The 16102-nt window shown below is 37.1% G+C and carries 16 protein-coding genes; 6 read left to right on the top strand and 10 right to left on the bottom strand.

All coding sequences use genetic code 11. The features are described from left to right. Nucleotides 1-180 precede the first annotated feature (180 nt). The 4 genes from GI584_RS23745 to GI584_RS02380 form a co-directional block, all read right to left on the bottom strand. Nucleotides 181-1815, bottom strand: a complete 1635-nt coding sequence (locus tag GI584_RS23745) for an Ig domain protein group 2 domain protein (RefSeq protein WP_194842107.1) — start codon at nucleotides 1813-1815, stop codon at nucleotides 181-183. Nucleotides 1816-2166: 351 nt separating this feature from the next. Continuing rightward, nucleotides 2167-3153 carry a ring-cleaving dioxygenase gene (locus GI584_RS02390; RefSeq protein WP_153790123.1) on the bottom strand — a complete coding sequence of 329 codons (987 nt, stop codon included), beginning with the start codon at nucleotides 3151-3153 and terminating at the stop codon, nucleotides 2167-2169. Nucleotides 3154-3994: 841 nt separating this feature from the next. Continuing rightward, nucleotides 3995-4825: an NAD(+) synthase gene (nadE, locus tag GI584_RS02385; RefSeq protein WP_153790122.1), complete on the bottom strand. Its 831-nt coding sequence runs from the start codon at nucleotides 4823-4825 to the stop codon at nucleotides 3995-3997. 18 nt (nucleotides 4826-4843) lie between these two features. Continuing rightward, nucleotides 4844-6301 (bottom strand): nicotinate phosphoribosyltransferase, encoded by a 1458-nt coding sequence (locus GI584_RS02380; RefSeq protein WP_153790121.1) that lies wholly within the window; start codon nucleotides 6299-6301, stop codon nucleotides 4844-4846. 316 nt (nucleotides 6302-6617) lie between these two features. Here GI584_RS02380 and GI584_RS02375 point away from each other — a divergent pair, with 316 nt between their 5' ends. The 4 genes from GI584_RS02375 (at nucleotide 6618) to GI584_RS24275 (ending at nucleotide 10323) form a co-directional block, all read left to right on the top strand. Beyond that, complete coding sequence (locus GI584_RS02375; RefSeq protein ID WP_153790120.1) at nucleotides 6618-7502, top strand: TIGR01777 family oxidoreductase; 885 nt, start codon at nucleotides 6618-6620, stop codon at nucleotides 7500-7502. A gap of 166 nt (nucleotides 7503-7668) precedes the next feature. After that, on the top strand, nucleotides 7669-8841 hold the full coding sequence (locus GI584_RS02370; RefSeq protein ID WP_100362216.1) for a TraB/GumN family protein: 1173 nt from the start codon (nucleotides 7669-7671) through the stop codon (nucleotides 8839-8841). 114 nt (nucleotides 8842-8955) lie between these two features. Then, on the top strand, nucleotides 8956-9090 hold the full coding sequence (locus GI584_RS24200; protein WP_267902835.1) for a hypothetical protein: 135 nt from the start codon (nucleotides 8956-8958) through the stop codon (nucleotides 9088-9090). Nucleotides 9091-9498: 408 nt separating this feature from the next. Next, nucleotides 9499-10323: a CAP domain-containing protein gene (locus tag GI584_RS24275; RefSeq protein WP_153790119.1), complete on the top strand. Its 825-nt coding sequence runs from the start codon at nucleotides 9499-9501 to the stop codon at nucleotides 10321-10323. A gap of 89 nt (nucleotides 10324-10412) precedes the next feature. Here GI584_RS24275 and GI584_RS02360 read toward each other — a convergent pair whose 3' ends face one another. The 6 genes from GI584_RS02360 to GI584_RS02335 form a co-directional block, all read right to left on the bottom strand. Further along, entirely contained in the window at nucleotides 10413-11084 is a 672-nt protein-coding gene (locus GI584_RS02360) for a DUF1129 family protein (RefSeq protein WP_100362218.1), read from the bottom strand. After that, nucleotides 11085-11414 (bottom strand): PadR family transcriptional regulator, encoded by a 330-nt coding sequence (locus tag GI584_RS02355; protein ID WP_100362219.1) that lies wholly within the window; start codon nucleotides 11412-11414, stop codon nucleotides 11085-11087. A 141-nt stretch (nucleotides 11415-11555) separates the two neighbouring features. Continuing rightward, nucleotides 11556-12419, bottom strand: a complete 864-nt coding sequence (locus GI584_RS02350; RefSeq protein ID WP_100362220.1) for an ATP-binding cassette domain-containing protein — start codon at nucleotides 12417-12419, stop codon at nucleotides 11556-11558. Then, entirely contained in the window at nucleotides 12416-12817 is a 402-nt protein-coding gene (locus GI584_RS02345; protein ID WP_100362221.1) for a GntR family transcriptional regulator, read from the bottom strand. Before GI584_RS02345 ends, GI584_RS02350 begins: the two co-directional genes overlap by 4 nt. Nucleotides 12818-12834: 17 nt before the next feature. After that, complete coding sequence (locus GI584_RS02340; RefSeq protein ID WP_153790118.1) at nucleotides 12835-13611, bottom strand: hypothetical protein; 777 nt, start codon at nucleotides 13609-13611, stop codon at nucleotides 12835-12837. An 18-nt stretch (nucleotides 13612-13629) separates the two neighbouring features. Further along, nucleotides 13630-14112: a small multi-drug export protein gene (locus tag GI584_RS02335; protein WP_153790117.1), complete on the bottom strand. Its 483-nt coding sequence runs from the start codon at nucleotides 14110-14112 to the stop codon at nucleotides 13630-13632. Between the two features lie 177 nt (nucleotides 14113-14289). Here GI584_RS02335 and GI584_RS02330 point away from each other — a divergent pair, with 177 nt between their 5' ends. Beyond that, nucleotides 14290-14760 carry a DUF2243 domain-containing protein gene (locus GI584_RS02330; RefSeq protein ID WP_153790116.1) on the top strand — a complete coding sequence of 157 codons (471 nt, stop codon included), beginning with the start codon at nucleotides 14290-14292 and terminating at the stop codon, nucleotides 14758-14760. Next, nucleotides 14753-15559, top strand: coding sequence for a cytochrome c oxidase assembly protein (locus tag GI584_RS02325; protein WP_153790115.1), 807 nt, complete (start codon nucleotides 14753-14755; stop codon nucleotides 15557-15559). The genes GI584_RS02330 and GI584_RS02325 overlap by 8 nt, the downstream gene beginning before the upstream one ends. Nucleotides 15560-16102 lie beyond the last annotated feature (543 nt).

Below are 16102 nucleotides of genomic sequence, written 5' to 3'. Positions count from 1 at the left end.
GAATGGGGGTTTTGATTCCAACTCATGGTTAGTGAAACTTATCAAGGTGTTAGCGTCCGTGATTCCCCACACTTAGCTTCTTTGGTTTACTTGAACCTTAAAGTGGGAATTTTACGGACGATTAGCACCGTGATAAATAGCCGCTAACTCTATATAAGCTAGCCGCTATTAGATGTTGTACTATTCATCAATTATAGTAAAATCATCCACGTTAATACGTTCCCCAGATGTTCCGCCTACAACAATTCGGAATCTAACCATACTTGATTCATTTACTTGAATCGTCTCAGATCCCAATGAACTTCCACTACTATAGGGACCAGCGACACTTGTCCAAGTTGCTCCTCCATTTGTAGACTTTTCTAAACTCCAATTTGCTCCACTGTCATTGCCAAAATTGGCATGCTCCACCTTCACACTTTCTGCTCTGTTCACATCAAAATTCATCGAAATTGTTCCATTCGCACGAATACGACTAGATTGTGTTCCGTTTTTCTTATCTGAAGATAAAGATCCTAACAATGCATTATCAAAATGCCATGAACCTGATGCTAATGTTACATCATCTGCTGCATAAGCAGCTTTACTCCCATTGTCAAAGCTTTCAGTGACTCCATCCACTGGTTCATTTGGATCATCACTATCCGCATATCCATAGGAACCCTCTTTAAAAGTTGAACGATTCCACCACTTATAATCACTAGCTGGCTCACTCCATGGCTCTGATTCCGGTTCAGTTGAGCTTATTGGGTTTTCCATACTTAACAAAGAGGTTTCCTCATCTAAGTCTATACCTGCTACCTGATCAAATGATGAGTAATCCTCTTGTTCAGCTAACCAATTAATTAAATTAATCAGTAGTACATGATTATCTTGATCATAGAAGCCATCATATGTTGTTTTCGTACCACCTGTTTCTTCCCTTTTATATTTTGGAGTAATATCCTCAACTGGTGATGAATCACCTATCAATGCTACTTTTCCTAAGTTGTATTTACCTATCGCTACATAGGGCCCTTCGTCCATTCCACCGCCATCATACACACCTTGATCTACAGCATGGGACCATGCCTCATTTGTTTCCTCTATATATACAATGCCTTTTGCTTTATCTGGATCCGTAATAGCAATTGTCGATCCAGCATGCATAGTGATCGTATTAACATTATCCGTAATATTAAATGACTGGGAAGGTGAAACGATAACGTCTGAATGAACATTACCTAATGCATTGTAACGTATCCGCATACCAAAATGGTCACTTAACCAATCGGAACTTGAAACGTCTTGCATATAAAAAGAATCCTCTTCCTCCTGACTCATACCTAATGCCGGATCTGACCATGCACCACGTCGATATCCATTAAACGCCTCCGAAGAATCCCATCTGTTCTTATTACGATCAGCATTATAATGGTCTGCAATGAAAAAAATACTCCCACCTTGCTCCACATAATCTACCATTGCCTCTTGTTCTTGATCGGAGAAAGGAATATTTGCTTCTGGTATGACAAACACATCATAATCATTTAAATCACTTAAGGTAAATCGCCCTTCTTTACGTAACTCTTGGACATAATATCCTTCTTCCGCAATTGCTTCAGCAAAATCAGAAAATGCTCCGTCAATTACCCAATCTGCTGCACCTGCAGTCTGTGCATGTGTGTTATCAAACAAGACAGATAAACCATTTGTTGAACCATTAGGAGCTATTTCTGGAGCTGGATCTAATGGTCCCTCAGCATCAAGTGTTGGAGCAAACGCTACAAAAAGACACATAAATGCGACAAACAAGTAAGTCCATTTTTTCAACATTGTTATCCCTCCTATTTTTTGACCGTCACTTCACAAACGAAACCTTCTATTCCTTTCCATTTAAATCTATCAGACAAGTATTATGACAATATAAGTACAATGTTAATATTTGGTTAATTATGAAGAAATTATGGATTTTCACGAGATCGAATAGTTTATAGCACTTTTAGAATATAAACATTCATAGAAAATGATTGTATACTTGCTTATCTTATGTAAAAAAATGTATCCTTTCCTTAGAAATAGATAATCTAAAAAGTTAAACTTCTATCAGTGTGGAATTAGCATCATCATAAAAAAAGAGCCCCGTATAAACCGGACTCAAAATAAATATATTTACTAGCATACAATTTAATCTTCATATTCTTTCTCAAAATGTTTCGTACTTCTGATGGTATCTATATGGCGAACCATTCCTTCTATATTTTCTCGTTTATCTTCTAAAAACGGTGGTAAAGATAGTTTTTCCCCTAATGTTTCGTATGGTTCATCACCCATAAACCCTGGACCATCTGTAGCTAATTCAAATAATATCTGTGGTGCTACTCTTGTATATAATGATTTAAAGAAGAAGCGATCGACATATCCGGAAGTCTGAAGCCCGAAACGGCGATAATGTTCATCCCATTGGTGCAGTGTTTCGAGATCTTCAATCCGGAAAGCGGCATGGTGTACAGTACCGTAACCTTGACGAGCCATAGGTAAGACAACATTTTCTTCCACTATTACTTGTGCACCATTCCCTCCTTCACCAACTTCAAATAAGTGATACGAACCATCATGGTCTATTTCAGTAAACATCAATACTTTTTCCATTACTTGCTTGAAGTATTTATAGTCTTGGATACGTACAAAAATCGGACCTAATCCGGTGATTGCATATTCTAATGGAATAGGGCCATCTTGCCACGGTGTACCAGAAGCAACTCCCTCATTATTTTCATCAGAAATTAATTGGTATTGCTGGTCATCAAAGTCTACAAAAGATAATACCTTCTTACCAAATTGTTCTTTGATTTCATCATGCTTTACCTCTAAACGGTCAAACCGCTTTACCCAGTAATCAAGAGCAGCATCTGACGGAACACGAAAGCCAGTACGACAAATCTCATTCGTACCATGAGAGCCTTTCGGGATTCCAGGAAAATCAAAGAAAGTCATATCTGTTCCTGGACTGCCTTTATCATCTGCAAAGAACAGGTGGTATGTTTGAATGTCATCCTGATTAACAGTTTTCTTTATTAATCTCATACCCAATACATACGTGAAAAATTTATAATTTTCCTCCGCACTGCTAGTAATGGCTGTTACGTGATGAATACCTTTTAAGCCGTTCATATAATCATCTCCTATAATTGAAGTGAAATTATTTCGAATTCGAGATAAATATAACAGAATCAAATAAAAAAATCAATGAAGAAACTTGTGAGTGTTAGGATGGTGTCTTTTTTCTATACTTAGTATTTTTGATATTTTCTATTCATTAGAAAATCCTAGTGCCTCCGCGTAACAGGGGACTTTCGGGAAATCTTCCATTCCTATAGGATTTTTAACTAGAGCAGGCAATATTTATTGTTTGTTAAAACCGACATGAATGACAAATCATCTTGGATCAAGCTTCGATTTGTCGATTATACCCAGATAATCAACAAATCTCTTTGGGCCAAGTCACGATTTGTCGTTTATACTCAGATAATCAACAAATCTCTTGGGGGCAAGCAACGATTTGTCATTTATACTCAGATAATCAACAAATCTCTTTGGGGCAAGCAACGATTTGTCGATTATACCCAGTTAATCAACAAATCTCTTTGGAGCAAGCTTCGATTTGTCATTTATACTCATATAATTAACAAATCTCTTTGGAGCAAGCTACGATTTGTCGTTTATACTCAAATAATCAACAAATCTTCTTCGATCAGACCGTGATTTGTCTTTTATATTAGCTGAGGTAATACGAGTCCTATGGGATCAATACAGTCATGTCCTGTGGATCACGCTGATAAATTGATCACAGTACGAGCTGAAAATCCTCCGTGGTGAGCTAACCTCTGTCGAGGAGGCTAAAGCCGGAAGTGTTTTTCCGTAGCAAAAGAAAACAAAGTGTAACTTCACTTCATAATCTATGGATTTTGCACATCTTTTTTATCTACCAAAAAAGATGATGACATCACTGCCATCACCTTTTCCACCAGTCATCAAACACGGTAACAGGCTCTTCTCGCTTATGGCGAGTTTTCATGAACCACTGTTCAATTGTTTCCGCTTCTTTATCTGACACTTGTTTTCCTTCTAAATAGTCATCAATTGCATCATACGTCACACCTAATGCTTCTTCGTCTGGCAATTGCGGGCGGTCACTCTCTAAATCTGCTGTAGGTGCCTTCTCATAGAGACGCTCCGGACAATCTAGCATCTTAAGAATTGATTTCCCCTGACGTTTGTTCAAGCGGTATAATGGTAAAATATCTGCCGCACCATCACCATATTTCGTAAAGAAACCAGTAACCGCTTCAGCAGCATGATCTGTACCAACAACAACACCATTACATGCGGCAGCAATATCATATTGTACCTTCATGCGCTCACGAGCCTTGGTATTTCCTTTCACAAACTCACTAATATCACCGATTTCCTTCTCTACTGCTGCTTCACTCGCATCAACAGCATCCTTAATATTTACTCGGACAGTTCGACTCGGCTTAATAAAATCAAGTGCAACCAGACAATCATCTTCATCTGCTTGCTCTCCATACGGTAAACGGACTGCAATAAATGCATATTTTTCTTCATCTTGCTCCTCGTTCAACTCATTTATCGCTGTTTGGCAGATGTATCCTGCTAACGTTGAATCCTGGCCACCAGAAATCCCTAATACAGCGCTTTTCAGAAAAGGATGTTTCATTAAATAAGCTTTGACAAAATCGACACTACGACGAAATTCCTCTTGTGGATCAATCTCCGGCTGCACTTTCAATGTTTCCATAATTTCTTTTTGTAATGAATGCATGAATATGTCCCCTTTCCGTTATTCAACCTTCTGCTTTACCTTTGTTTTAATATCACGGATTAAATTCATTTTATTCTCCCAGCACGCTTCACTTAAATCGACTGGATACTCTTCGGGTTTCATCGTTCGCTTGTACTCTTCCCATAAAAGCTTCATATTGCTAATCGTATAATTTTGAATCTCTTCCAAGGAAGGGCTTTGATAATTGATTTCACCATTTATCACTACATCCTCATGCAAGTTTACAGCTATATAATTAGTAACAAACTTACTAATATAGGTATGCACCGGATGGAACATTTTCAAACGTTCTTCTGCATGTGGATCCTCATGCTCTAATGCAATATAGTCCCCTTCTGAATGTCCATTGTCATTATTAATGATACGATACACCTTTTTACTCCCTGGGGTTGTTACTTTTTCCGGGTTAGCTGAAATCTTAATCGTATCAATCATTTCCCCATCTTCCTCAATAGCTACTAATTTGTACACACCACCTAATGCTGCTTGATCAAAGGCTGTAATAAGCTTCGTGCCAATACCATAAATATCGATTTGTGCTTCCTGAGCTTGCAGGTTTAATATGGTATATTCGTCTAAATCATTGGAAGCAATAATTTTAGCATCAGGAAAACCGGCATCATCTAACATTTTTCTTGCCTTTTTCGATAAATAGGCCATATCACCACTATCTAAACGAATACCTTGAAAATTTATAGTGTCTCCAAATTCCTTTGCAACACGGATGGCGTTCGGGACACCAGACCGTAATGTATCATACGTATCAACGAGAAAAACACAGTTTTTATGTGTGCTGGCGTATTTTTTAAATGCAGTATAATCATCTCGATAAGCTTGCACCATTGCATGTGCATGGGTTCCGGCGATTGGAATTCCAAAAAGTTTTCCAGCTCGAACATTACTTGTGGCAGAAAAACCACCGATATACGCAGCCCTTGTTCCCCAAATCGCTGCATCCATCTCATGCGCACGTCTAGTACCAAACTCCATCACAGTATTATTTCCGACAACATGTTTAATACGGGCAGCTTTTGTGGCTATTAATGTTTGGTAATTCACAATGTTAAGCAAAGGGGTTTCAATTAACTGTGCCTCTGCCAGTGGTGCTTCAATCCGCAGCAATGGTTCATTGGCAAAAACAACTTCCCCCTCTTTCATCGATCGAATCGTACCTGAAAACTTTAAATTTCGTAAATAATCGAGAAAATCCTCTTCATATCCACCAATTTCTTTTAAGTAGGTTAAATCACTTTCTGTAAAACCGAAATTCTCAATAAAATCTAATACACGATCTAACCCGGCAAAAACAGCATAGCCATTATCAAAAGGAAGCTTGCGAAAATATAATTCGAATACCGCCTTTTGGTTTGCTTTCCCATCACGCCAGTAGGTTTCTGCCATATTGACTTGATATAGGTCGGTGTGTAGCATTAAGCTATCGTCTTCATACGTCATCGTTGTTCTCCTCCAAATTCTGTTACTCTTGCTCCCAAAGTATGTTCAATCATTCACTCTTATATGCAGAAATATAAAATCCGTAAATTCTTCTATTTAATGAGCACTTTTTCCTTTATCCCTAGTTTAATCTCTAAATCCGCTCCTGTAAAAGAGAATACTCAGATTTATCTCTATCATATACATATCATCTAATTTCATGCTCCTTACCTATTTAACTGTTAATTATAACAAAACAATGAACAATTGTCAGAAAAATTTTATAATGATGATCTATTTGATATGATAGTGAAAACGAGTGAATAGGAGGAATTGGATGACAAATAAAGTAGTGCTTGCAGGTGGTACAGGATTTATCGGCAATTATTTGAAACAAAAGTTCGAAGCACTCGGTTATGAGGTAATCGTGATCGCAAGAAAGGCACCAGCCATTACATGGGATGATCATGAAAGAATGGTTAATGCATTAGAAAATGCTGAGATGGTGATTAATTTAGCAGGTAAATCCGTTAATTGCCGTTATCATGAACAGAACAAGAAAGAAATTCTTCAATCCCGAACAGGTACTACAAAATTGTTAGGAGATGTCGTAGCAGCTTGTGAAAATCCGCCAAAACTTTGGGTGAATGCTAGTACAGCAACAATTTACAGGCATGCAGAGGATCGACCGATGACAGAATCAGAAGGTGAAATAGGAAAGGGATTCTCCGTGGATGTCGCAACAAAATGGGAAAATGCCTTTTTCCAATGTACTGTACCAAAGACCCGCCAAGTAGCATTACGTATCGCAATTGTACTCGGCCCTGATGGTGGTGTTATGACACCATACAAGAACCTGGTGAAATTTGGATTAGGCGGAGTTCAAGGTAATGGAAAGCAAATGTTTAGCTGGATTCATGTCGAAGATTTATTTCAAATCATATTATTTTTAAATGAGCACAAAGATATGGAAGGCGTATTTAATTGCTCCTCTCCAAATCCCATTCCAAACCATCACTTAATGAAAGCAATACGTGAGCAGTTGAACCGTCCACTTGGTTTACCAGCACCTGCTCCATTATTAGAGTTAGGAGCTCTCTTTTTACGCACCGAAACCGAATTGATATTAAAAAGCAGATGGGTAATACCTAAAAGATTGCTTGACGCCGGTTACACCTTTCGTTTTCCGACAATAGAACAAACACTCAAAGATATATTATAGAAGAAAATAAACAAAGCTTTTAAAATTATCAGCACTGTTAGTATGTTTTTTGCTGATAATCCGCTATACTAGAAATAGTCGTTTAGTAGTTACTTTATCACGGTATTAATCGTCCGTAAAACCCTCACTGAGGGAAGTCTCACTTTATAAAAGGTAGGAATCGTGCATGTCGGATCAAAATGAAAATATTACGAGAATTGAATTAGATGGGAAAGAATACATATTGATTGGAACTGCTCACGTATCAAAGCAAAGCGCGGAGCAGGTTAAACAAGTGATTGAACAAGAGCAACCTGATTCAATATGTGTGGAATTGGATAAACAACGTTATGAATCGATAGTCAAGGGTAATAGTTGGCGTGATATGGATATATTCCAAGTGATTAAAGAGAAGAAAGCTACTTTATTACTTATGAACCTTGCTATCTCCTCTTTTCAGAAACGGATGGCGAAACAATTCGGTATTAAGCCAGGCCAAGAGATGATTCAAGGAATTGAATCCGCCGATGAAATAGGTGCAGAATTGGTGTTAGCAGACCGAAATATCCAAATCACGTTTGCACGCATATGGCGAAGTATAGGCATTAAAGGGAAAATGCTACTGTTGACACAAGTATTAGGCGGTGTCTTCTCTAGAGAATCAATCTCAGAGGAAGAACTTGAAAAAATGAAAACGCAAGACTCGATTGACAGTGTATTGAGCGAATTTTCGGAAGCTTTCCCACGCCTAAAAAAACCATTAATTGACGAACGGGATCAATATTTAGCACAGAAAATTAAAAAAGCACCGGGTGAGAAAATTGTGGCGGTACTAGGTGCTGCCCATGTTCCTGGTATTACGAAGGAAATTCACAAAGAGCAGGATCTGAAAAAGTTAACGAACCTACCTCCAAAATCGAAAGCACCCAAAATTATTGGATGGTCGATCCCCTTAGTTATTATTGCGTTGATCGCTTATACATTTTGGTCTAATCCTGTAGCAGGCTGGCAGCAAGTAATGAGCTGGTTAATTTGGAATGGAGGCTTTTCCGCTTTGGGTGTAGCATTAGCCTTAGGTCATCCTTTGACGATTTTAACTGCATTAGTCGCAGCACCGATTACATCACTAAATCCATTGATAGCTGCCGGTTGGTTTGCAGGTTTTGTTCAAGCTTTAGTGAAAAAACCTCATGTTTCTGACTTTGAAGCTTTAGCAGATGATGTTCATACCATAAAAGGATTTTGGCACAATAAAGTCACCAGAATTCTGCTAATTATTGTGTTCGCCAACCTTGGCAGTACACTGGGTACAATTATTGCAGGAACAGATATTGTTCGATTATTTATTAATAATTTATAGGTAAAAAGGACTTTTCTCTACGAAAAGTCCAATTTTTTTAGTTATTACTAGAACGTATGTTCGATTTTGTGGTATACTATAGACAACCCTCTCCACAGAAAGGGGGTGTGGAATATGGAAGTGGTGCTAACCATTATTGCATTAGCTGTTAGTATCGTGGTTGCTTGTGTAAATTTAACAACGGCGATCATGAACTTGAAAAGGCATAAGAAAAAGGATCACCGCTCTGCCAAGCGACGATCCGATTAAAAGCCACACGAGTGTGAGGATTATTCCTCGCACTCACTCCATATTCTACTTTCATTATACAAGAAATATGTATGATATGTAAACGAATTTTGTTTGCAGTTTCCTTTCTTTTGAAAATCCCACTCCATATTCTTATGACCACTCTTTTAATTTTTCGAAGTTTGTCATATATGCAATAAACCAGTAACAAAATGTCATAATAGTCGCGCTCCGTAAACTTGTCAAGTGCATATTTCGATTATTTTTTTCTATTATTGCTAATTTTTTCTTATCTCCTTTTTAATAAAAGTGCTTGATGCGCAGATTTAAATTTCTCTCGATTTAATTGGTATAATAATCCGTTATTATTACAAAAATCCCATGCTATGATAACAACGTAAAACAAAACAACAAGGAGTGGATTACTTTATGATAAAGAAACTATCAATGACGCTTCTATTAATTGGAGCGCTAGTAATGACAACAGGGTTTTCATCTAATACAACACTATCTGCAAAACAACATGTACAAAGTAATAGTGTTGAATTTGTTTCAGCAGAGAAATTCTCTGAATCTACTATGCAAGAGCTAATAGATAAATGCTTTGGTAATTTCAATGTTGAAGTAGAGAAACAGCCAGATCAGAACGAGAACGAAAACGAAGCAGAAAAAGAGCAAACACCTGCTGAACCACAACCAGAAGAAACACAAACTAATGAAAAAGATCAACCAGAAAATAATAATGAAAATGAAGAACCAGTAGAAGTACCGGCTGAGAATGAAGAAGCACAACAAGAAGCACCTGCTAACGAAGATAATACTCAAGAAAATACAGAAGAGCAAGAACAAACAACAGAAAATAATCAAAACGCTGATATTAGCGAATTTGAACAAGAAGTTGTTGCTTTAACAAATGAAGAGCGTCAAAAACAAGGATTGCCAGCTTTGGAAATCGATGAAGAGTTAAGCAAAGTAGCTAAACAAAAATCAGAAGACATGGCGGCAAATGGTTACTTCAGCCATAACAGTCCAACACACGGATCTCCTTTTGACATGATCCAACAAGCAGGTATCGACTACCGAACTGCTGGTGAAAATATTGCAAAAGGTCAACAAACACCAGAAGAAGTAGTAAATGCTTGGATGAATAGTGAAGGTCACAGAGCAAATATTTTAAATGAAAACTTTACTCATATCGGCGTTGGATATGTAGAACAAGGTAATCATTGGACACAACAATTTATAGGCAGATAAAGTGAGACTTTGATCAGGGGCATCTACATCCCCGACTGATAGATCAACAAACACCTAGAGATTTTCTATATCTCTAGGTGTTTTGCTTTTTAAGCTTTCCTTTTAAAAACACTTCCTAATACATAGAAGCAAATACCTATTATGATAAGCCAATAAACCTCGATTGTTATGGACGGCCCAAAAGGTGGCATAAAGTAGAATAATGCTAGAAAAATACCAAATGGCAAGGCACCAAAAATTACTCCAGTAAACAAGAGTTCGAAAATTTTAGATATATTCTTAAAACAAGACCATCTGAAATATCGGATAACAGAATAAACAACAAGAAAAGCAATGCCCAATGATAATAGCGTATTAATGGACAAGCTTCCAATATAATACGTTTTAATAGATTCTAATTGGCCAAATCCAAAATAAAGGATTGTACTAACTAAACCATTAATAAACGCTGCGACGCCCAGAAAATAAAATACCCCCATAAAAAATAGCATCAATACTTTTTTCGTAATGGTTTGTGGCAGCTCACCAACTATTTCATCTGCATACTTTTTTGGATCTGTTCCAAATAACTCAGAAGCTTCCCTTCCTTCGTGCTGTAATATTAACAGATGATCTAGTAATTCCATTAATACTTCTTCTGTTTCAGCCTCTGACTTGTTATATGACAAACGAACATACATCAGCATATCTTCATAAATTTTCTTATTTTCTTTGTTCAACAGCTTTCTTTTTTCATTATTCTCTGCAATTAAGCCTTGCATTTATAGCTCCTCCTTACCTCTTAATAATTGATCAACTGGCTTCTTCACATTTTCCCAATTCTCTTGAAAAATGAGTAAAGACACTTCTCCTGCATCTGTTAATGTGTAATATTTCCGATTCGGCCCACTTGGTGATTTTCTCATTTCACCTTGAATTAATTTTTCCTTTTGTAGCCGTAATAAAATCGGATAAATCGAACCTTCACTGACATCCAAACCTTGATTTTGAAGCTTCATTGCTAATTCATATCCATACACTGTTTCCCTGGAAATAATAGCTAAAATGCATCCTTCCAGTATTCCCTTTAGTAACTGACTCCTTACAGCCATAAATTCACCTACCTTGCAATACAAGTTACTAAGCTATAAAAATAACAAGAATTAGTATCTTGTTATACATTATAGTTATAGTATATATGCTTTCAATTTTTTTAGCAAGTAAAATCTCCTGAGAATTTCCCAGGAGATGGATTATAATTGTAAGATATATTCCATGATCTCATGTAGATCCAAATGTTTTACGTGGATAATCTCAATTTGTTGTTGTTGCAACTCTTTTTCAAGTTCTGAAAGTTGATTCGTTACAATTTGAACTGGACTTTCTTCTATTTGCCACACTCTCCCATCATCTTTTAAAAGATCAGGAAAATGAGATAACCATATTCTTGCCCAGCGATATTGTACCTCATCCTTTTCAAACATATCCTTTATTTGACCATTGTCTAACAAGCAGATATAATCGCATAATTGTTTGACTTCTTCCTGCAGATGAGTAGCCATTACAATGGTGTGTTGGTCATCCGCCATAAATAATGATAAATCTTCTCGCATTCGTTGTTGCGAGATCATATCTACATTAGCTGTCGGTTCATCTAACAACAGTAGCTTGGGATGATGGGCCATTGCTAAAATAAATTCAACTTTTTTCTTTGTACCCATTGAACAATGAGCGAATTTCTCTTTCCGATTAATGTCATATCTATTGATCAATCTCTCATAATATGCTTGATCCCAATTGGTGTACCAATGCCCCACAAGTTCAGCAAGCCCATCAACTGTTAATTGATTAAAAGCTCCATACAGTCCGCCACCTGCATAACCAATCCGTTCTTTAACTTGAACTTCATGCTCATTGATGTCCATTCCTAAAACTTTGACGTTTCCGTAATCATGATTTTTTAACTTCATGATCGTTTGCAATAATGTGCTTTTCCCTGAACCATTCGATCCTAGTAATGCTACAACCATACCCTCCTCCACTGTAAGATCAAGCGGACCCAGTTTAAAATTGTTATATGTTTTTACTAGTGATTGAATCTCAACTGCAGATTTCATGAACGATCTCCCCCTCTCTCAAGATCATCAAATACTTTATCACTGATCTCTTTTAACTCTTGGAGTGAATAACCCATTAACTTACTTTCTTCTATCGCTTTTTTAAAAGTTGAATATACGACTTCTTCTCTTATTTGTTTTTGGGCACTCGATTCTAAGGCCCTTACGAAGGTTCCTTTTCCTTGCACCGTTTCAATATAGCCATTATTCTCGAGATTTTGATATGCTCTTCTTGTCGTAATGACACTACAAGATAGATCATGGGATAAAGCCCGAATGGAAGGAAGTGCTGTACCCGCTTGCAGTTGGCCACTTACGATTAATCTTTTAATTTGTAGTTCCATTTGATAGTAAATGGGTTCCTTACTATCATCTGATACTACTATCGGTAGCTTCATTCTGTTTCACCTTCCATCTACAAATAATCTCTATCAAGGAGTCGCTTGTTTAATAACTTTGCCATAGTAATAACTCCCAAGATACCACATACGAGGGAAGCTATCACCGGGATAACAGGGGATTTTGAAATAAGTATAATAGTAGTTTCTACAATACCTACTTCCCAGATTTGATAGACAAGCAATAGAATAATTAATAAGCACACCGTTATGGTAAAGAGAAAGATATATAACACTTTTCCATTTGTACCTGATTCAATAAACGTATTCAAACTCCCTAACGCTAACGCATAGCCGACCCAAAATAAAATGAAGGATAAAAAATGTGGAGATTCAAAATAACTAAAAAAGTCATCTGGTACACTTAGAAAAATAGTTAAATAAAAAGCAGCTGACAAAAATACAAAGATAATTAACATAAATAATACTCGACTAGCTGTCAGTACATTAGTTGAAACCGGCAACGTACGATAGACTGCTAACCTTTTTCCAAATGGGTCCTCCTTAATTGCTCGGAGACTTATATAAGGTCCCCACATAAACAATGCTGAAAAGGATGGTGTGAGACCTAAAAATATGACATCTAAAATAAAACTATCTACATATAATGTTTTCCCTTCAAAGACGATACGATTTGCATATAATTTAGGATTATCAAATATGTTGAGAACAAATGTATAAAGAGTCGGTACAGCTATAATCGCAATAAAAATGGTTACGAGTAAGGTTATGATAATACCAGGAATCTGCATCTTTAGTTCTTTCTTCGTTATCCACCAAGATTCTTTCCACATATCATTCTCCTCCTTTACCTATTGTTTTGTGAAGAATTGTTCGATAAAGGGATTTTCCACATCCATAAATTCAAACCCTAATGCTGCAAGTATTCCCAATAGTAAACTCCAACCAACAATACTTATCGTCATCCAAACTGTTACTTGTCTCTTAGTTCCTCCAAAAACCAAACTTAAAAATGCACTAAGATGACTACCAATCAAGAATGGACCGATTAGTGTTAGACCTGGAAGTCCATACTTTTTCCAAATGTTTTCAGCTCTCGTAGCTTTTTTATTAGAGGGTTGATTCTTTTTCTTTCTCCACTGTTTTATTTTGTTAATAAATAAAATAACAAAATAAACGGTCAAAAGATTCCCCAATACAGCCAATATAAAGGTCGGTACTGGTGATAACCCTGCCACCACCGCTATTGGTGTAAGATAAATAGCCTCAACAAAAGGTACCGCAGCCAATAAAAAAACCAACATATACGCCCAAATCAATTCCATAAATTCCATTTTTTCACCTCAGATTGTTATAGTGTTTATATCAATATATACAGTATAACAATTTTCTGTATCCAGTCAAGACCATTTTTATTTATAAATGATTTACATGATAAGATGATTATATTGTGTTGGTTGAGGATAAGCTGATAACCAAAGTAATAAGTTACTATTTGAAAGGGGATTTTCATGGATAAAGCAAATACTAATACCAACAACCATGCTAACTATTTGCAGCGTAATTTGTGGTCCGGTATATTGTTTGGACTTGGTCTTGTTGCTTTTCTTGATGAAACACTCTTTCACCAGCTGTTACACTGGCATCATTTTTATGATAAATCCACCACAAATATTGGTTTAATATCTGACGGTTTATTCCATGCTTTTAGCTGGTTTGCAACCATTGCTGGTTTATTTTTGTTTGCAGATCTGCGCCGTCGTAAGGAATGGATAGTTACTAAATGGTGGGGTGGTGTTTTATTAGGTGGTGGAACATTTCAATTATACGACGGGACTATTCAGCACAAGTTGATGCGCATTCATCAAATTAGGTATGTGGACAACGTTATTGTTTATGATGTGATATGGAACATTATTGCTATTCTGATGGTTGTAATGGGCATTATCATGATTAGAAAACGAGGAGATAAACATGCATAAACATATTCAGCATGAAATAGTCAATGTAATTGCACAGATTATTCTTCTTTTCCCTTTTCTAATAGGATTGATTATTTATTTTCTGGCAATCGTTATATCTCACAGGAAGCAAAGGCCCTGGACTGTCTATCGGACTTTATGTTGGATTACCGGTAGCACCTTCGCAATAATTGCAGTTGTTGGCCCATTAGCAGTGCGTGCCCACATCGATTTCAGCGCTCATATGTTAATCCACTTATTTCTCGGAATGTTGGCTCCTTTACTTATGGTTCTAGCAGCACCTATTACGCTTATCCTTCGAGCGCTATCTGTCCAACATGCGAAGCTCCTAACTAACTGGTTAAGAAGTAGATTTATTCGGATCATCTCCGATCCTGTCATTGCTTCGATTCTCAATATTGGTGGATTATGGCTTTTATACACAACCAATTTATTCACGACAATGCATGAGAACGTAATACTGTATGTAGTCATACATCTTCATATATTTTTGGCTGGCTATGTATTCACCCTATCATTTATTTATATCGAACCAACTCCACATCGCAGGAGCTATCTCTATCGTTCGGTTATGATAGTGCTAGCGTTAGCTGGTCATGGTATTTTAGCTAAATATCTTTACGCAAATCCTCCAGCCGGGGTGTCCTACCGTCAAGGGGAAATAGGCAGTATGTTAATGTATTACGGAGGAGATCTTGTCGATATGATGATCATTGTTATACTTTGCTGGCAATGGTATAAGGAAACCTGCCCCCGTATGAATATAAAAATTGCAGGAAAGAAAGTACCCATCGATTGATGTAATCCTAATCAACCGCTTATTGTTCATCATAATCGCAGACAAACCAATTGACGCCCAATTCATAAGAAAACCAGGCAAAACCCTCAGATTATCTGAATCGAAATAGATAAAAACTGCGAACTAATGAAAATTTTTTGGAATGAAGCTTTCTTCCCTTCTGGTTATAGATGAGTGCTTAATCGTCGCTGCGGAAAAATACTCCCTTTCACTCAAGAGCACAAGTGCAACATCTACTCAAGCAAGATCGCTTTCGTAGTGTTTTCTATGCCGTAGGGAACGCTTCAGCCTCCTCGGCAGAACCTCACTGCCTGCGGGGGTCTTCAGACTGTTCCTTTCCCACAGGAGTGTTGCATTTTTCAGCAGCATAGAGTAGCTTACTGGTTAAGTAAGAGGAAGCCCCTAGAATGTAATTCCATCGGTTTTGTTCTTACAATAATTAGAGAATCATTATTAGCGCAGGCAGAATACGGAGACTCCTGTGGAAAAAGCGCGAGTCGAAGATCCACTTGGTAAAGTGCTTTTATTTACCAAGTTAGCTGA

Source organism: Gracilibacillus salitolerans, from assembly GCF_009650095.1.
GTDB classification, from domain to species: Bacteria; Bacillota; Bacilli; order Bacillales; family Amphibacillaceae; genus Gracilibacillus; species Gracilibacillus salitolerans.
Note: the sequence above shows the minus strand (reverse complement) of the source record. Positions and strands in the feature narration are given on the sequence as shown.

Coding starts and splice junctions, on each gene's coding strand:
- GI584_RS02330 (WP_153790116.1), top strand. CDS start 14,290: ATGGATAAAGCAAATACTAATACCAACAACCATGCTAACTATTTGCAG.
- GI584_RS02325 (WP_153790115.1), top strand. CDS start 14,753: ATGCATAAACATATTCAGCATGAAATAGTCAATGTAATTGCACAGATT.
- GI584_RS02390 (WP_153790123.1), bottom strand. CDS start 3,153: ATGAACGGCTTAAAAGGTATTCATCACGTAACAGCCATTACTAGCAGT.
- GI584_RS02335 (WP_153790117.1), bottom strand. CDS start 14,112: ATGGAATTTATGGAATTGATTTGGGCGTATATGTTGGTTTTTTTATTG.
- GI584_RS24275 (WP_153790119.1), top strand. CDS start 9,499: ATGATAAAGAAACTATCAATGACGCTTCTATTAATTGGAGCGCTAGTA.
- GI584_RS02355 (WP_100362219.1), bottom strand. CDS start 11,414: ATGGCTGTAAGGAGTCAGTTACTAAAGGGAATACTGGAAGGATGCATT.
- GI584_RS02380 (WP_153790121.1), bottom strand. CDS start 6,301: ATGACGTATGAAGACGATAGCTTAATGCTACACACCGACCTATATCAA.
- GI584_RS02350 (WP_100362220.1), bottom strand. CDS start 12,419: ATGAAATCTGCAGTTGAGATTCAATCACTAGTAAAAACATATAACAAT.
- nadE (WP_153790122.1), bottom strand. CDS start 4,825: ATGCATTCATTACAAAAAGAAATTATGGAAACATTGAAAGTGCAGCCG.
- GI584_RS02370 (WP_100362216.1), top strand. CDS start 7,669: ATGTCGGATCAAAATGAAAATATTACGAGAATTGAATTAGATGGGAAA.
- GI584_RS02340 (WP_153790118.1), bottom strand. CDS start 13,611: ATGTGGAAAGAATCTTGGTGGATAACGAAGAAAGAACTAAAGATGCAG.
- GI584_RS02360 (WP_100362218.1), bottom strand. CDS start 11,084: ATGCAAGGCTTAATTGCAGAGAATAATGAAAAAAGAAAGCTGTTGAAC.
- GI584_RS02375 (WP_153790120.1), top strand. CDS start 6,618: ATGACAAATAAAGTAGTGCTTGCAGGTGGTACAGGATTTATCGGCAAT.
- GI584_RS24200 (WP_267902835.1), top strand. CDS start 8,956: ATGGAAGTGGTGCTAACCATTATTGCATTAGCTGTTAGTATCGTGGTT.
- GI584_RS23745 (WP_194842107.1), bottom strand. CDS start 1,815: ATGTTGAAAAAATGGACTTACTTGTTTGTCGCATTTATGTGTCTTTTT.
- GI584_RS02345 (WP_100362221.1), bottom strand. CDS start 12,817: ATGAAGCTACCGATAGTAGTATCAGATGATAGTAAGGAACCCATTTAC.